The following is a 15,467-nucleotide window of genomic DNA, read 5'->3' as shown; positions in this document are numbered from 1 at the left end:
CTGACCAGGCATGACGACGAAATGGACGTTGCTGCGGGTGGCCCGCGACCGTACCGCCGCTCTCTGTCTGACCGGAGTCGTGGTCTCCGGCTTCGGCACCTCCGCGCTCTGGCTGGTGTCCGGGGTGTGGGTGAAGGACCTCACCGGCTCCGACGGACTCGCCGCGCTGTGTCTGCTGGCGATGTGGACGCCCACCCTGGCGGGCCCCCTGCTCGGCACCCTGGTCGACCGCACCCGCCGGGTGCCCCTTCTGATCGCCACGAACGCCCTGCTGGCCGCCCTGCTGCTGACCCTGCTCACGGTGGACTCCCCGGCCACCGTCTGGCTCCTGTTCACGGTCCTGTTCGTCTACGGCGCCACCGGAGTCGTCCAGGACGCCGCCGAGTCCGCCCTGGTCGGATCCGCCGTCCCCAAGGACCTGCTCGGCGACTTCAACGGACTGCGCATGACGGCGAACGAGGGCATGAAGATCCTCGCCCCACCCGCCGGGGCCGCCCTGTACACGCTGTACGGCGGCCCGGGCGTGGCCCTCCTGGACGCGCTGACGTTCCTGCTGGCGGCCGGTGTGTACGCCCGGCTCCGGCTCCGCGAGCCCCGGCCGCAACCGCCCGCCACCGGCTGGCGGACCAGGACCGCCGAGGGCGCCCGCCACCTGTGGTCGCGCCCGGTACTCCGGCGGCTGACCCTGGCGGGCGGCATCACCATGCTCTGCGCGGGGGTCAGTGGTGCGCTGATCTATCCGGTCGTCGAGGCGCTCGGCCACTCCCCCGCGTACGCGGGCGTGCTCTACGCCGCCCAGGGCGCCGGGTCGGTGGCGGTGGGCCTGGTCTCCGGACCCGCCCTGCGCCACCTGGGCGCCCCTCGGTTCGCGGCGTGCGGAGTCGCCCTGTTCGGGGCCGCCGTGGCACTGCGGGCCGTCCCCTCCGACGCGGTGGCCCTGGTGTGCGGCGCGGCGATCGGCGCGGGACTGCCCGCCGTACTGATCGCCACGCTCACCCGACTCCAGCACGAGACCCCGGGCCCGCTGCTGGGCCGGGTCACGGCCACCGCCCAGACGCTGGTGTTCACGCCGAACGTGCTCGGGCTGGCGGCGGGCGCGGCGCTGGTCGAAGGGATGGATCACCGCCCGCTGCTGATCCTCACGGGCCTGGTGCCCGTACTGACCGCCGTACCGCTGCTGCGGACTCCGGCCAGGGCCGACCGCTCCGGCGCGCTGTCCCCCACCGACGCGGGCCCGACGTGACACGGCAGCGCTCCACGGCCCGTCCGGGAGCCCAGGCCCACCGCCTCAGCCCCCGGCCAACGCCAAGTCCCCCTCCGACGAAGGCCCGACGTGACACGGCCGCTCCCCGCGACCCCCACACCTCCACGGCCCGTCCGGGAACGCAAGCCCACCCCCTCACCCCCCGGCCAACGCCCCCCGCACCAGTTCCAAGTCCCCGTCCGACGCCAACCCCGCGTGGTACAGCCGCACTTCCGTGGCCCCCAGCTCCCGCACCCGCACAATGTCCGCCGCCAGCGTCCCCGGGCTTCCCCCCATCCCGGAAACCACGGTGAAGTTGGCGGCGAGGACACCGCGCGCCTGCTGCGCGAACGGCGTCAGCAGACCCGCCCCGCCCGTGCAGGGCACGACCACGCCGTCGGCCACGGTCAGAATGTGCGCCGGGTCCACCCCGGCGTTGGCGCCGCAGTGGTACGGCACCGGGTCGGCGTGGAGCAGGATCCGGAAGCCGGGCGGCGCGGCGGCGCGTACCGCCGTGACGACGGACTCCTGGAGCGTACGGGCCGTTCCGTCGCGCCACGCGCGCGTGGCCGCCGCGGTCGACTCGCCGAGCGGCTTCTCCACGTCCGCCCAGCCCTCGTCGGCGCCCCCGCCCCGCCACAGCGGCTCCAGCGCGGTGCGGACGAGGGCGGCCAGTTCGTCGGGGTCGAGGCCCTGGGCGCCGTAGCCCTCGCGGCATGTCGGGCAGAAGCAGAGGGACATCAGGTACTGCCCGGCCTCGCCGAGCCCGACCCCGCCGGTCTTGTCGTGGGCGTGCAGGTGGGCCAGGCCGTACCAGCCGAGGGACTCCAGTTCCGTGCCCTTCGCGCCCGGCCGTACCGCCGCCTCGACCGCCAGGTCGGTCAGGTACGCGCGCGTGGCGGGCTGCGCGATGCACGGCGCCCAGGGGTAGCGGTCGCCGTAGGCGTTCACGACGGATGTGTCCGGATGTTCCGCGCCCAGGCGGGAGTTGTGCGCCAGCACGACCCAGCTGTGCACGTCGAGGCCGGCCCCGGAGAGGGCCTGCGCCGCCTCTCCGAAGGCATCACCCGGGGCCCAGTCACCGGCCGGGTAGGGGCGCAGGTCCCGGCCCTCCCAGCGATCGCCCACCGGATACAGCACCGCCGCGTGCTCCGCCGTGACGATGCGGTGGCGCGGATGGCGGGGGGTCAGCGCGCGCGTCGAGTGGTACGCGGCGGCGAGCGTCACCTGCCCCACCCCGAGCGCGGCGATGCGCCCCGCCGCCTGCGGGTCGCCGTTGACGTCCCAGGGGTAGACGAACGCCGATACCGTCACTGGCCGTCCTCCTCAAGGAGCGCGTACCCGCGCTCGATCAGTACCGCGAGCTGCTTGACATGGTCCTCGGCCGGCTCGTGCAGCGGCGGCCGGACCTCCCCGACGTCCAGACCCCGCAACCGCACCCCGGCCTTGACCAGCGCGACGGCGTATCCGGCGCCCTGGGCGCGCAGTTCGACGAACGGCCGGTAGAAGCCGTCCAACAGGCGCCGCACGGTGGCGTCGTCGCCGGTGCGCAGCGCGGTGTGGAAGGCGAGGGCGATCTCGGGGGCGAAGCAGAACACGGCCGAGGAGTACAGGGTGATACCGAGGGCGCGGTAGGCGAGCTGGGTCTGCTCGGCGGTGGGCAGTCCGTTGAAGTACAGGAAGTCGCCGGGGACTTCGGTGCGTACGGCGCTGACGATCCGCTGCATCAGGTCCAGGTCGCCGAGTCCGTCCTTGAACCCGACGATCCCCTCCGCGCGGGCCAGTTCGACGACCGTCGGCGGGGTGAACACGGCGTTGTCCCGCTGGTAGACGATCACCGGGAGGGCGGTGGCGGCGGCGATCTCGCGGTAGTGCCGCGACAGCCCCTCCTGTCCGGCGTGCACGAGGTACGGCGGCATGGCGAGCAGCCCGTCGGCGCCGGCCTCCTCCGCGAGGCGCGCGTAGCGCACGGCGAGCGCGGTGCCGTACCCGGTGCCCGCGACGACCGGCACCCGGCCCGCCGTCTGCGCCACGGCCGCCCGTACGCACTCCTGGTACTCCTCGGGCGTCAGCGCGTGGAACTCCCCGGTGCCGCAGCAGGCGAAGACGGCGGCGGCACCGGCGTCCACCCCGCGGCGCACATGCGCCCGGTAGACGTCGGGGGCGAGGGCGCCGTCCGGCCCGTAGGCGGTGACCGGGAAGAACAGCGGACCGCTGGGGATGCCGAGTCGAGCGGCGAGATCGGCTGGCGTCACAGGCTCTCCCTAGAACGGGTGCGGTCACATGGATGGTGAGGTTTCAGACCGGGGTTTCCGTGGGTCCGAGACCGAGGTTTCAGACTTCTGATCGAAGTTTATGTTTATGAACACCCACTCCGCTACTCTTGACGACCCCAGGCGATGATCCATAGCTTGTCCACGGATGTGAATACCGTGCAGACATGAGGCCGGTCCCTGGACTCATACGGCCGCCGCGACCCGAGGAGACCCGAGGATGCCAGCGCCCCGCACCGTTCTGCTCACCGGCGCCGCCGGCGGACTCGGCACTCTGATGCGGGAGCTGCTGCCTGCGTACGGCTACGAGCTGCGCCTGCTCGACCTGCGGCCCATCGAGGGCGCACCGGACGCGATCGTCGCCGACCTCGCCGACCGGGAGGCCCTGCACGAGGCCGTCCGAGGAGTCGACGCGATCATCCACCTCGCGGGGATCTCCCTGGAGGCCCCCTTCGAGAAGATCCTCAAGGCGAACATCGAGGGCACCTACAACCTCTACGAGGCCGCCCGCGAGGAGGGCGTCGCCCGTATCGTCTTCGCCTCCTCCAACCACGCCGTCGGCTTCACCCCGCGCCCGCAGGGCGACGACCCGCTGATCCCCGTCGACACCCCGCGGCGCCCGGACACCTTCTACGGCCTGTCCAAGTCCTTCGGTGAGGACCTCGCCCAGTTCTACTGGGACAAGTACGGCCTGGAGACCGTGTCGGTGCGCATCGGCTCCTGCTTCCCGGAGCCGACCAATGTGCGCATGCTGTCGGTCTGGATGAGCCCGGCCGACGGCGCCCGGCTGCTGCACGCGGCCCTGACCGCCGAGCACGTCGGCCACACGGTGGTGTACGGCTCCTCCGCCAACACCCGCCTGTGGTGGGACCTCACCAGCGCCCGCGCCCTCGGCTACGAACCCCAGGACGACTCCGAGCCGTACGCCGAGAAGCTGATCGCCGAACTGGGCGAGCTGGACCCCGCGAACGAGGCGCACGCCTGCCTGGGCGGCCACTTCGTGAACGACCCGCCGATCTGGCCGTACTGACCGTTCAGTCGCCTCCGGGCGTGAGCCGGCGGGCACGGATCGGGCACGCCCACCCGCCCATTCGGGCGCGGCACCTAGCCGCCCCGAGCGCTCCGCGAGGCACCGCGGCGGCACCGCCCGGCGGCCGCGGAAAGCCGGGTGACCAGCCACGACACACCCACACCCGGCTACCGGCAGCCCTCGCCCGCCCACGGACACCCTCCGATCGCCCGCGCGCCCGAACGGGCGGACAACGGTCAGCATCACCCCGATAACAAACCTGGTCACCGCCACTTTGCCGCTGTAGAAATTCCCTCATACGCCCGAACGGGCACCTCGACGGAGAGGCGGGTGACGGGGATGAACAGAACCGCGGAAGAACGCCAGCGGGAGATCATCCGTGTGGCCCGCGCCAGCGGCTCGGTCGACGTGAACGACCTGGCCGTCCAGCTCGGTGTGGCCAAGGAGACCGTCCGCCGCGACCTGCGCGCGCTGGAGGACCACGGCCTGGTCCGCCGTACCCACGGCGGCGCCTACCCGGTGGAGAGCGCCGGTTTCGAGACCACGCTCGCCTTCCGCGCCACCAGCCACGTCCCCGAGAAGCGCCGGATCGCGGCCGCGGCGGCCGAGCTGCTCGGGGACGCCGAGACCGTCTTCGTCGACGAGGGCTTCACTCCCCAGCTCATCGCCGAGGCGCTCCCCCGTGACCGGCCGCTGACCGTGGTCACCGCGTCGCTGCCGGTCGCGGGCGCGCTCGCGGAGGCGGAGAACGTCTCGGTGCTGCTGCTCGGCGGCCGGGTCCGGGCCGGCACCCTGGCCACGGTCGACCACTGGACCACCAGGATGCTGGCCGGGTTCGTCATCGACCTCGCCTTCATCGGCGCCAACGGCATCTCCCGGGAGCACGGACTGACCACGCCCGACCCCGCGGTCAGCGAGGTCAAGGCGCAGGCCGTGCGGGCCTCCCGGCGCATCGTGTTCGTGGGCGTGCACACCAAGTTCGGCGCGGTCAGCTTCTGCCGGTTCGCGGACGTGGGCGCGCTGGAGGCGATCGTGACCAGCACCCTCCTCCCGGCGGCCGAGGCGCACCGCTACTCACTCCTGGGACCGCAGATCATCCGCGTCTGACCTCCCGCCCCGTCCCCACCAGGAACAACCACACCCGTCCACGCCCGTTATCTCCCCGTACGTCACCTCCCCATACGTCCAGGAGCGATCCATGCGAACCCAGAGCCGACGGAGGCCGCGAGCCGCACGCGCAGCGGCCGCCGCAGGGACGCTGCTCGCCCCACTGCTCACCGGCTGCTGGGTGGGAGCCGGCGGCGCCGGATCGGGCGGCGACTCGATCAATGTCCTCATGGTCAACAACCCGCAGATGCTGGAGTTGCAGAAGCTCGCCCCCCGCTTCACCGAAGAGACCGGCATCAAGGTCAACTTCACCGTCCTGCCGGAGAACGATGTCCGCGACAAGATCAGCCAGGACTTCGCCAACCAGGCCGGGCAGTACGACGTCGCCACCCTCTCCAACTACGAGATACCGATCTACGCCCGCAACGACTGGCTCAAGGAGCTGGACCCCTACGTCGCGGACGACCCGGAGTACGACCAGCGGGACATCCTCGAACCCATGCGCGCGTCCCTGACCGGGGACGACGGCAAGCTCTACGGCCAGCCCTTCTACGGCGAGTCGTCCTTCCTGATGTACCGCAAGGACGTCTTCGCCAAGGAGGGCCTGACCATGCCCGAGCACCCCACCTGGCAGCAGGTGGCCGACCTCGCCGCCCGCCTGGACGGCGCCGAGCCGGACATGAAGGGCATCTGCCTGCGCGGTCTGCCCGGCTGGGGCGAGGTCATGGCACCGCTCACCACGGTCGTGAACACCTTCGGCGGCACCTGGTTCGACAAGGACTGGACGGCCCGGCTGGACTCCCCCGAGTGGAAACGGGCGACAAAGTTCTATGTCGACCTGGTCCGGGAGCACGGCGAGGCGGGCGCCGCCCAGTCCGGCTTCGCCGAGTGCCTGAACAACATGACCCAGGGCAAGGTCGCCATGTGGTACGACGCCACCTCCGCCGCGGGCTCCCTCGAATCCGACGACTCCCCCGTCAAGGGCAAGATCGGCTACGCGCCCGCGCCCGTCGAGAAGACGGACTCCTCCGGCTGGCTCTACACCTGGGCCTGGGCCATCCAGGACGCGTCCCGCAACCCCGACAAGGCGTGGAAGTTCGTCTCCTGGGCGTCCGGCAAGCAGTACGAGGAACTGGTCGGCGACGAGTTCGGCTGGTCGAACGTCCCGGCCGGCAAGCGGGCCTCCACCTACGCCAACCCCGCCTACCGCGCCGAGGCCGCCGCCTTCCAGGACATGACGAAGGAAGCCATCGAGGGCGCCCGCCCCAACGATCCCGGCGTACAGCCGCGCCCCGCGCCCGGCATCCAGTTCGTCGGCATCCCCGAGTTCACCGATCTCGGCACCAAGGTCTCCCAGGAGATCAGCGCGGCCATCGCCGGACGGCAGTCCGTGGAGTCGGCCCTGAGGAAGTCGCAGTCGCTCGCCGAGAAGATCTCCGAGGAGTACGAGGGACGATGACCGCCACGACCACCGCACCGATCGCACCGCCCCCCGTGCGCCGCGTCGAGCACCGGCCCCGCCCGGACCGGCTGCGCGCCTGGGCGACCCGTGCCCCGCTCCTGCCCGCGCTGATCTTCATGATCGCGGTGACCCAGCTGCCGTTCGTGGCGACGCTGGTGATCTCCTTCTTCGACTGGAACTCCCTCTACCCCGACGCCCGCCGCTTCACCGGCCTGTCCAACTACGCGGAGGTTCTCACCGACCCCGACCTGCGCCACTCGGTGTGGACGACCATCCTGCTGACCGTGGGGGTCGTGCTGGCCAGCCTGGTCCTGGGCCTGGTCCTGGCCCTGCTCCTGGACCGGAGGTTCAAGGGGCGCGGGGTGGTCCGCACCCTGCTGATCGCCCCGTTCCTGGTGGTCCCGGTGGCGGCGGCCCTGCTCTGGAAACACGTCCTGTACAACCCGGAGTACGGCCTGCTCAACGGCCTGCTGCACTACGTGGGCGGCCCGCAGCCGGACTGGATCTCGAACACCCCGCTGCTGGCGGTGGAGGCCGCGCTGGTCTGGCAGTGGACGCCGTTCATGATGCTGATCCTGCTGGCGGGACTGCAGAGCCGGGACCAGCAGCAGATCGAGGCGGCCCGGGTGGACGGCGCCGGCGACTGGCAGATCTTCCGCCATCTGACGCTGCCGCATCTGCGCCGCTACATCGAACTCGGCGCGCTGCTCGGCTCGATCCACATCGTCCAGAACTTCGACGCGGTCTTCACCATCACCTCCGGCGGCCTGGGCACGGCGAACCTGCCCTACACCGTCTACCAGAGCTTCTACCAGGCCCATGAGAACGGCCTCGCCTCGGCGGCCGGCGTCCTGGTCGTCATCGGCTCGATCATCATCGCGACCTTCGCGCTGCGGGTCGTGTCGTCCCTGTTCCGCGAGGAGGTGTCTCGCGCATGAACGCCGTACGCCGAGGAGGGCTCGGCCTGGTGGCCTGGCTGGCGGGGATCGTGTTCTTCCTGCCCATCGTCTGGATGGCACTGACCTCCTTCCACTCGGAGGAGGACGCGGCGACGAACCCGCCGTCCTTCGGGGCCGCGTTCACCCTGGACGGCTACCGGGAGTTCTTCGGCACGGACGGCGGGGCGAGCCCGTGGCCGTCACTGATCAACTCAACGGTCGCCTCGGTTTCCTCCACCCTGCTGGTCCTCGTCCTGGCCCTCCCCGCGGCCTACGCCCTGTCGATCCGCCCGGTGAAGAAGTGGACGGACGTCCTGTTCTTCTTCCTGTCGACGAAGATGCTGCCGGTGGTGGCGGGCCTGCTGCCGATCTACCTCTTCGCCAGGAACACGGGCCTGCTGGACAACATCTGGCTGCTGGTCGTCCTCTACACGTCGATGAACCTGCCGATCGCGGTGTGGATGCTGCAGTCGTTCCTGTCGGAAGTACCGGTGGCGGTGATCGAGGCGGCGAAGGTGGACGGCGCGCGTCTCCCGACCGTCCTGACCCGGGTGGTGGCCCCGATCGCCCTCCCCGGCATCGCCGCGACGGCCCTGATCTGCTTCATCTTCAGCTGGAACGAGCTGCTGTTCGCGAGGGTGCTGACCGGGGTGGTGGCCGAGACGGCCCCCGTCTTCCTGACCGGCTTCATCACCAGCCAGGGCCTGTTCCTGGCGAAGGTGTGCGCCGCCTCGCTCGTCATCTCCCTGCCGGTGCTCGCCGCAGGGTTCGCCGCCCAGGACAAACTGGTCCAGGGCCTGTCGTTGGGAGCCGTCAAATGAGGGCCGTCGAGCAGTTCCCCGCGCCCCTGTCTCCAGGGGCTTCGCCCCTTGGAACCCCGCGGCCCTGTTCAGCCCGTCCGGCGTTTGAGGACGAGGCCCGTCCGGGGCCGATAGGGGGTCTGGGGGCGGAGCCCCCAGGGGACGGTGGGGGGTCCCCCTCTGGGGGAGGGAAGGGGCGGCGGGGGCGAAAAACGCTTCGGCGCGGACGCGCCCCGCGCATACCATCCGGGGCATGCCAAGACCCCACGGCTTCGAATACACCGTCACCGACGACGGAACCGTCCGCATCACCCACGCCGGCCACCCCGCCACCACCCTCAGAGGCCCCCGCGCGGAGAAGTTCCTCGCGGAGGTCACCACCACCGACCCCCAACTCGTCATGGCCCGCTGGACCGGAAACTACAAGCGCGGAAACGAACGAACCGCAAGAAACCACCCCCGCAACCGCCACTGACCCGATCGGTCCCCTGGTAAGGGAACGGTAAAGCGGCCTCGGTCGTTCAATGGGTCATGACAGCTATGACCCCCGGCTCGAACATCCCTCTCTCCGCCGCCCGCGTCACGGTGGACGTCACCGCCCCGGTGCGGCTCGACGTATCGAGCCTGCTGCTCACCGCCGACGGCAAGGTGCGCTCCGACGACGACTTCATCTTCTACAACCAGCCCACGGGCCCCGGCGTGACGTACCGCTCCGGCGGCGGCACCGCCCCCGACGCGATCACCATCGACACCGCCGCCGTCCCCGCGGGCATCGAGAAGATCGTGGTCACGGCCAGCCCGGACGCCGCGGGCCAGACCTTCCAGGGCATCGAGCCCACGGCCACCATCCGCAACGCCGACGACAACTCCGTCCTGGCCACCTTCACACCCCCGCAGCTCGGCACCGAGACCGCGCTGGTCATCGTCGAGGTCTACCTCCGCAACGGCGCCTGGAAGGCCCGCGCCGTGGGCCAGGGCTACGCCAACGGCCTGGCCGGTATCGCCACGGACTTCGGCGTCTCCGTCGAGGAACCGGCCCCGACCCCGGCGGCGGCCCCCGTCACCACACCTCCGCCCCCGGCGGCACCGCCCGCCCCCCAGGCCCAGACCCCGCCGCCCCCGGCCGCACCCCCCGCTCCGGCACCGGCCGCCCCCGGCACCGGAAGGATCAACCTCGACAAGGGCCGCGTCAGCCTCCAGAAGAACCAGACCGTCTCCCTCATCAAGGGCGGCCGCCCCCTGCTCTCCCAGGTCAAGATGGGCCTCGGCTGGGAGCCCGCGTTCCGCGGCAAGGACATCGACCTCGACGCCTCGGTGATCGCCTACGGCCCGCAGCGCAACCACATCGACAGCTGTTACTTCGGCAAGCTGCAGATCGTCAACGGCGCGATCCGTCACTCCGGCGACAACCTCACGGGCGAGGGCGCGGGCGACGACGAGGTCATCACCGTCGACCTCGGCCGTCTGCCCCAGGACGTCACCGGCCTGGTCTTCACCGTGAACTCCTTCTCCGGCCAGAAGTTCACCGAGGTCGCGAAGGCCTACTGCCGTCTGCTGGACGGCGCCACCGGCGAGGAACTGGTCCGCTTCGACCTCACCGGCGCCGAGCCCCAGACCGGCGTGCTGATGGCGAAGCTGATCCGCCAGTTCTCCGGCGAGTGGGAGATGACGGCGATGGGCGACTTCGTGAAGTCCCGCACGGTCCGCGGCATGGTCAAGCCCGCGGCCCAGGCACTGTAACGACGCAACGGGGCGCCCCCTCCAGGGGGGCGCCCCGTGCCCCGGACCCAGGGCTCAGAACAGCGCGCTGTAGGCGTTCAACGCGGGCTGCCCGCCCAGGTGCGCGTACAGCACCGTCGAGTCCCGCCCGATCTCCCCGCGCGACACCAGGTCGATCAGCCCGGCCATCGACTTCCCCTCGTACACCGGGTCCGTGACCATCCCCTCGGTCCGCGCGGCGAGCTTCATCGCGTCCAGGGTCGACTCGTCGGGTATCCCGTACGTCCCCGCGTGGTACCGCTCGTCCAGTTCGATGTCCTCGACGGTCAGCTCCTCGCGTACGCCGATCAGCTGCCCGGTGTTCCGGGCGATCCGCGCGATCTGCTCCCGGGTCCGCGTGGGCTCGGCCGAGGCGTCCACCCCGATGACGCGCCGCTTACGGCCCCCGGCCTCCTCCAGCGCCCGGAACCCGGCGACCATCCCGGCCTGCGTCGACCCGGTCACCGAGCAGACGATCACGGTGTCGAAGAAGACGCCCGACTCGCGTTCCTGCTCGGCGACTTCGTACGCCCAGTTCGCGAAGCCCAGCCCGCCGAGCGGATGGTCGGAGGCCCCGGCCGGGATGGCGTACGGCTTGCCGCCCGACTCCTCGACCTCCCTCAGCGCCTGTTCCCAGCTCTCCTTGAACCCGATCCCGAACCCGGCCCGCACCAGGCGGACATCGGCCCCGGCGAGCCTGCTGACCAGGATGTTGCCGACCTTGTCGTACACCGCGTCCGGCCAGTCCACCCAGCTCTCCTGCACCAGCACGCACTTGAGCCCGGCGCGGGCGGCGACCGCGGCGACCTGGCGGGTGTGGTTGGACTGCACCCCGCCGATCGACACCAGCGTGTCGCAGCCCTGGGCGAGCGCGTCGGCGACCAAGTACTCCAGCTTGCGGGTCTTGTTGCCGCCGTAGGCGATCCCGGAGTTGCAGTCCTCCCGCTTGGCCCACACGGAGGCACCGCCGAGGTGGGCGGTCAGCCGTTCCAGCCGGTGCACCGGCGAGGGGCCGAAGAGGAGCGGGTAACGCTCGAAGGAATCAAGGGACATACGGTCCTCCGTGATCGACTCAGTCGGCGGCCAGCTCCTCCAGCCCCCGCCAGATCTCCGCGGTGACCCGGACCGCCTCGTCCGTGTCACCGTCCGCGCACGCCGCGATCAGCCGCTCGTGCAGCCCCGGCGAACGGCAGGCGCCGCCCTCGCCGAAGCGCCGTCGCTCCAGGCGCCGGATGAGCGGGGTGTAGCGGGCGACGGTGGCCGCCGCCGCGCGGTTGCCGCAGGCCAGGATCAGCACCTCGTGCAGTTCGTCGTCGGCGCGCAGCGCGGCGTCGACGTCGCCGCTGCCGACCGCTTCGGCGAACCGGGTGTTGGCCTCGCGCATGATCGCGAGGTCCTGGGCGCCCAGCCTGGGCACGGCCACGCGGGTGGCCAGCTCGTGCATGGCCCCGACGACCGCCGCCGCGTCCCGGACGTCAGCGGCGACGACAGGGGTCACCCGGGTGTAGCTCTGCGGCTTGCTCTCCAGCAGGCCCTCGTCCACCAGCCGGGCGAACGCCTCGCGCACCGGTGCCCGGGACAGTCCGAGCCGCTCGGCGAGATCGGCGTCCCTGACCACCGCGCCGGGCTCGATCTCCCCGGCCACGATGGCGTCCCGGATGGCTGTGTAGGCGCGGTCCCTGAGCAGGGTGCGGCCGACGGGTCGGATGGCCTCCATGAATTGAAATGTTAGATGTCAGTCCCCGGCCGGACAAGGGCGCGCGGGCAGGGGTGTGGCCCGCACCCCCGTGAAGTGCGGGCCACGCTCAAGGGAACCCGGGGCTCGGTGGCCGGGGCTCAGCCTGCCCAGGGCCAGTCGGCGTCCCGGGCGGACTCCAGCAGCGGCACCATCCGGAACGCCGCGTCGGACAGACCGCCGAAGGTGTGCCGGTTGGCACCGCCGGACGGGCCGTGGCCCGCGCGGTAACCGGCGAGGTTCCAGGTGTAGACCGGGACATGGGCCGGGACCTGCTCGGTCGGGCCGCCGTGCCGGTTGTACGCGTACTGCTCGTCGGTGACGATCAGCACCCGGTCCTGGCCCCGGTAGTGGGCCCGCACCGCCGAGGTGGTGTCGGTGCCGCCCAGGTCGCCGAAGCGCTCCAGGACCTTGAGCACCGACTCGCCGCGGCCGAAGTCGATCCGCCGACTGGTGGTGCCGAACTCGACGAGGTCCGCGTCCGCCGCCCGCAGCGCGAGCGCCGTACCGAAGATCGCCGCCGCGTCGGCCCGGTTGAGCCGCGAGCGGTCCGACAGCCGCGAGTAGAACATCGAGCCCGAGCGGTCCACGAGGACGAGCGTCCGGCCGGGCAGCGCGGGCACGTTGCCCAGCGAGTGGCCGAGCGCCTGCTCCAGCGGGTACGCCCAGCGCAGCGACGGCGCGTGCTGGTAGGCGGCCAGGTACCGGAACGGGAACTGGCGGGAGCGCGCGACCTCCGCCGGGTCGCTGATCCGGGCGGCGACCCGCGCCGCGACCTCGTCCGAGACGCCGGCCTCGTCGAAGTTGCGGAGGTTGCGCAGCAGTGCCATCGGGCCCATCGACGGGATCACGGCCTCCCAGGCCGCCCGGTCCATCGGGCCCTGCAGCCAGCCCGCCAGTGCCTCCCAGGTCATCCCGGCCGCCGCGAGCCGCTCGGCGCCGCCGTCCGAGGTGACGACCTCGCGCCGCTGCTCGACGGGCAGTTCCATCAGCTCGCGGTGGGCGACCAGCGTCCGGCTGGACGCGGGCGGCACGGCGGTGTCGGGGTTGTGGCGCCGGTCGAGGGCGTACGCGAACAGCTCGCCCTGCCACGGCTTGGCCGGGTCGGGCGCGGCGTGCACCAGGTTGAGGATGTCGCCGAAGCGGTAGCCCTTGGAGGCGGTGTCGTACTTCAGCAGCGCCTTGCCGGTGTAGAGCCGCTGTACGGCGTCGGCGATGCCCCGCTTGACGGGCTTGGGGACGTTGCGGCCGTAAGTCGCGGTCCAGTACGCGAGCAGCTCGCCCGGCTCGTCGGGCCGCTGGAGCACCGAGTCCACGACCCGCCGGTTCGACGGGCCCTCGGTGGCGCCCGCGTCCAGGCGTGCCTGGACGTACTCGGCGGCGCCCACGACGGCCGCGGTGCGCAGGTTGCCCTCGCCGCGCAGCCAGCCGAGCAGACCGGCGGTCCACTCCGGGTCGCTGACGGCCAGCTCGCGCACCAGGGTGCGGAACCGGTCGTCGCGGTCGGCGCCGGACTCGTAGAAGGTCTGCTGGGAGACGAAGTTGGCGACCGCGAGCAGGAAGAGCTCCGAGCGCGCGTCGCGCTCGTGGCCCCGGCCGCCCTCGAAGGTGCGCAGCACCCGGCCGGTCGAGGTGACGCGGGAGGCGAACCGCGCCTTCGCGGTACGGACGTTGAAGCGGGACATGCTGAATTCCCCCCGAATTCAGAGTGGTTACGGAGGGAGGCACAGCAAATGGAGGATGCCCGAGATCAGGAGTCGGCGACGGAACAAGTCAGATGCTCTATCCGATTGAGCTACACCGACCCGAAGTCGATGACGGGATTCGAACCCGCAACCGTCCGATCCAATGAAGTAACCGTTGCCTGCGCACCGGGCACCCACCATGAGCTGCGCCTCCCGAGATCAATTCGGCGGCGGCGTTGATTTCTTTTACAGAGAAGTAGCCGCTGCCCTCGCACCGGGAGGTGCGTGCTGTCGTGATCTCACTGTAGGAGGTGGGGTATTCGGCGCGCGATCGATTTAATACTCCGGCTGCACGTCGTGATCGTGCTGGCCAGGGCGGGTGCGGGGACAGGTTCGGCCGTCGCTGGACAGCGGATGGGCGTCTGTTCAGTCCAGGATCGCGGTGGCTTCGATCTCGACCAGATGGTCGGGGATGTCCAGGGCCGCGACGCCCAGCAGCGTGGCCGGCGGGACCGGGGTGACGCCCAGCTTCTCGGACGCCCGGGAGATGCCCTCCAGGAGTGCGGGCATCTTGTCGGGGGTCCAGTCGACGACGTGGACGGTCAGTTTCGCCACGTCGTCGAAGGAGCCGCCGGCCCCGGCCAGAGCGGTGCCGATATTGAGGTAGCACTGCTCGACCTGCGCGGCGAGGTCGCCTTCGCCGACCGTGGCCCCCTCGGCGTCCCAGGCGACCTGGCCGGCGACGAAAACCAGCTTCGACCCCGTTGCGATCGACACCTGCCGGTAGACATCGATCTTGGGCAATCCACTCGGGTTCACCAGGTTGATGGCCATGCTGTCTGCCTCCTTGTCCCGAGCGCCGGTGGGCGGGTCCACCCACCCAAGGCGCGCTTCGGTCTCTTGTGGTTACTCAGGAACCGTAGGAGAGTGGACGCTGACATGGAAGAACGCACTTTTCAGTGACTGGGGAACCTCATGGTGACCAAGCAGCTCAAGGGCGCGGCCGAGGACGCGGACCTCAGGCGCGCGGACTCATTGGCGCGAGAGATCTTCTCCGACGTCGCCAACAAGTGGGCGTTCCTGATCATCGAGACTCTCGGTGACCGCACCCTGCGCTTCAGCGAACTGCGGAACGAGATCGAGGGCATCAGCCACAAGATGCTCACCCAGAACCTACGCATGCTGGAGCGCAACGGCCTGGTCGAGAGAGAGGTGCACCCCACCGTCCCGCCGCGGGTCGAGTACACCCTCACCGAGCCGGGCCAGGGTCTCCGCGCAACCGTCGACGGAATGTGCGCCTGGACGCACCGCTACTTCGCACGCATCGAGGCCGCCCGCCACCGCTTCGACGCCTGACGGCGGACGACTGACGACTGACGACTGACAGCTGACAGCGGACGGATGACGGCGGACGGCTGACGGCTGACGGCTGACGG

The 15,467-nt window shown here is 71.1% G+C and carries 15 protein-coding genes; 9 read left to right on the top strand and 6 right to left on the bottom strand.

The genetic code is table 11. From position 1 onward, the window contains the following. Positions 1-10 precede the first annotated feature (10 nt). Positions 11-1,243 carry an MFS transporter gene (locus ACZ7L7_RS12635; protein WP_472075773.1) on the top strand — a complete coding sequence of 411 codons (1,233 nt, stop codon included), beginning with the start codon at positions 11-13 and terminating at the stop codon, positions 1,241-1,243. A gap of 156 nt (positions 1,244-1,399) precedes the next feature. On the opposite strand, the gene ACZ7L7_RS12630 is transcribed toward ACZ7L7_RS12635, so the two are convergent. Together ACZ7L7_RS12630 and ACZ7L7_RS12625 are read right to left on the bottom strand one after the other, a co-directional pair. Continuing rightward, positions 1,400-2,557, bottom strand: a complete 1,158-nt coding sequence (locus ACZ7L7_RS12630; RefSeq protein WP_453607844.1) for a hypothetical protein — start codon at positions 2,555-2,557, stop codon at positions 1,400-1,402. Next, positions 2,554-3,498, bottom strand: coding sequence for a 5-dehydro-4-deoxyglucarate dehydratase (locus ACZ7L7_RS12625; protein WP_285513332.1), 945 nt, complete (start codon positions 3,496-3,498; stop codon positions 2,554-2,556). Before ACZ7L7_RS12625 ends, ACZ7L7_RS12630 begins: the two co-directional genes overlap by 4 nt. A 238-nt stretch (positions 3,499-3,736) precedes the next feature. Here ACZ7L7_RS12625 and ACZ7L7_RS12620 point away from each other — a divergent pair, with 238 nt between their 5' ends. From ACZ7L7_RS12620 to ACZ7L7_RS12590, 7 genes are all read left to right on the top strand, one after another. Next, positions 3,737-4,546, top strand: coding sequence for an NAD-dependent epimerase/dehydratase family protein (locus ACZ7L7_RS12620; RefSeq protein ID WP_285513331.1), 810 nt, complete (start codon positions 3,737-3,739; stop codon positions 4,544-4,546). Between the two features lie 339 nt (positions 4,547-4,885). Continuing rightward, positions 4,886-5,653 carry a DeoR/GlpR family DNA-binding transcription regulator gene (locus ACZ7L7_RS12615; RefSeq protein WP_285513330.1) on the top strand — a complete coding sequence of 256 codons (768 nt, stop codon included), beginning with the start codon at positions 4,886-4,888 and terminating at the stop codon, positions 5,651-5,653. A gap of 91 nt (positions 5,654-5,744) precedes the next feature. Continuing rightward, positions 5,745-7,112 (top strand): ABC transporter substrate-binding protein, encoded by a 1,368-nt coding sequence (locus ACZ7L7_RS12610; protein WP_472075770.1) that lies wholly within the window; start codon positions 5,745-5,747, stop codon positions 7,110-7,112. Beyond that, positions 7,109-8,053 (top strand): carbohydrate ABC transporter permease, encoded by a 945-nt coding sequence (locus tag ACZ7L7_RS12605; protein WP_285513328.1) that lies wholly within the window; start codon positions 7,109-7,111, stop codon positions 8,051-8,053. Before ACZ7L7_RS12610 ends, ACZ7L7_RS12605 begins: the two co-directional genes overlap by 4 nt. Next, positions 8,050-8,874 (top strand): carbohydrate ABC transporter permease, encoded by an 825-nt coding sequence (locus tag ACZ7L7_RS12600; protein WP_453607834.1) that lies wholly within the window; start codon positions 8,050-8,052, stop codon positions 8,872-8,874. Before ACZ7L7_RS12605 ends, ACZ7L7_RS12600 begins: the two co-directional genes overlap by 4 nt. A 232-nt stretch (positions 8,875-9,106) precedes the next feature. Continuing rightward, positions 9,107-9,328: a hypothetical protein gene (locus tag ACZ7L7_RS12595; RefSeq protein WP_472075768.1), complete on the top strand. Its 222-nt coding sequence runs from the start codon at positions 9,107-9,109 to the stop codon at positions 9,326-9,328. A gap of 65 nt (positions 9,329-9,393) precedes the next feature. Then, the gene (locus ACZ7L7_RS12590; RefSeq protein ID WP_472075811.1) at positions 9,394-10,593 is read left to right on the top strand and encodes a TerD family protein; all 1,200 of its coding nucleotides are present in this window, start codon (positions 9,394-9,396) and stop codon (positions 10,591-10,593) included. A 54-nt stretch (positions 10,594-10,647) separates the two neighbouring features. On the opposite strand, the gene ACZ7L7_RS12585 is transcribed toward ACZ7L7_RS12590, so the two are convergent. The 4 genes from ACZ7L7_RS12585 to ACZ7L7_RS12570 form a co-directional block, all read right to left on the bottom strand. Beyond that, the gene (locus ACZ7L7_RS12585) at positions 10,648-11,664 is read right to left on the bottom strand and encodes a 1-aminocyclopropane-1-carboxylate deaminase (protein WP_285513325.1); all 1,017 of its coding nucleotides are present in this window, start codon (positions 11,662-11,664) and stop codon (positions 10,648-10,650) included. A gap of 19 nt (positions 11,665-11,683) precedes the next feature. Continuing rightward, entirely contained in the window at positions 11,684-12,328 is a 645-nt protein-coding gene (locus tag ACZ7L7_RS12580; protein ID WP_285513324.1) for a GntR family transcriptional regulator, read from the bottom strand. A 119-nt stretch (positions 12,329-12,447) separates the two neighbouring features. Then, positions 12,448-14,031: a TROVE domain-containing protein gene (locus ACZ7L7_RS12575; RefSeq protein WP_285513323.1), complete on the bottom strand. Its 1,584-nt coding sequence runs from the start codon at positions 14,029-14,031 to the stop codon at positions 12,448-12,450. Between the two features lie 426 nt (positions 14,032-14,457). Continuing rightward, positions 14,458-14,865 carry a RidA family protein gene (locus tag ACZ7L7_RS12570; protein WP_472075766.1) on the bottom strand — a complete coding sequence of 136 codons (408 nt, stop codon included), beginning with the start codon at positions 14,863-14,865 and terminating at the stop codon, positions 14,458-14,460. A gap of 141 nt (positions 14,866-15,006) precedes the next feature. Between ACZ7L7_RS12570 and ACZ7L7_RS12565 the strand changes: the two genes are divergently transcribed. After that, the gene (locus ACZ7L7_RS12565) at positions 15,007-15,387 is read left to right on the top strand and encodes a winged helix-turn-helix transcriptional regulator (RefSeq protein ID WP_285513321.1); all 381 of its coding nucleotides are present in this window, start codon (positions 15,007-15,009) and stop codon (positions 15,385-15,387) included. The last annotated feature ends 80 nt before the right edge of the window (positions 15,388-15,467 follow it).

It is taken from the genome of Streptomyces sp. NPDC110618 (genome assembly GCF_055657065.1).
The sequence above is the reverse complement of the archived record's forward strand: the minus strand, read 5'-3'. Positions and strand labels throughout refer to the sequence as shown.

Bases quoted from the DNA above. Each gene is read 5' to 3' on its own strand.
- ACZ7L7_RS12635 (WP_472075773.1), top strand. From the start codon at position 11: ATGACGACGAAATGGACGTTGCTGCGGGTGGCCCGCGACCGTACCGCC.
- ACZ7L7_RS12620 (WP_285513331.1), top strand. From the start codon at position 3,737: ATGCCAGCGCCCCGCACCGTTCTGCTCACCGGCGCCGCCGGCGGACTC.
- ACZ7L7_RS12615 (WP_285513330.1), top strand. From the start codon at position 4,886: ATGAACAGAACCGCGGAAGAACGCCAGCGGGAGATCATCCGTGTGGCC.
- ACZ7L7_RS12610 (WP_472075770.1), top strand. From the start codon at position 5,745: ATGCGAACCCAGAGCCGACGGAGGCCGCGAGCCGCACGCGCAGCGGCC.
- ACZ7L7_RS12605 (WP_285513328.1), top strand. From the start codon at position 7,109: ATGACCGCCACGACCACCGCACCGATCGCACCGCCCCCCGTGCGCCGC.
- ACZ7L7_RS12600 (WP_453607834.1), top strand. From the start codon at position 8,050: ATGAACGCCGTACGCCGAGGAGGGCTCGGCCTGGTGGCCTGGCTGGCG.
- ACZ7L7_RS12595 (WP_472075768.1), top strand. From the start codon at position 9,107: ATGCCAAGACCCCACGGCTTCGAATACACCGTCACCGACGACGGAACC.
- ACZ7L7_RS12590 (WP_472075811.1), top strand. From the start codon at position 9,394: ATGACCCCCGGCTCGAACATCCCTCTCTCCGCCGCCCGCGTCACGGTG.
- ACZ7L7_RS12585 (WP_285513325.1), bottom strand. From the start codon at position 11,664: ATGTCCCTTGATTCCTTCGAGCGTTACCCGCTCCTCTTCGGCCCCTCG.
- ACZ7L7_RS12580 (WP_285513324.1), bottom strand. From the start codon at position 12,328: ATGGAGGCCATCCGACCCGTCGGCCGCACCCTGCTCAGGGACCGCGCC.
- ACZ7L7_RS12575 (WP_285513323.1), bottom strand. From the start codon at position 14,031: ATGTCCCGCTTCAACGTCCGTACCGCGAAGGCGCGGTTCGCCTCCCGC.
- ACZ7L7_RS12570 (WP_472075766.1), bottom strand. From the start codon at position 14,865: ATGGCCATCAACCTGGTGAACCCGAGTGGATTGCCCAAGATCGATGTC.
- ACZ7L7_RS12565 (WP_285513321.1), top strand. From the start codon at position 15,007: ATGGTGACCAAGCAGCTCAAGGGCGCGGCCGAGGACGCGGACCTCAGG.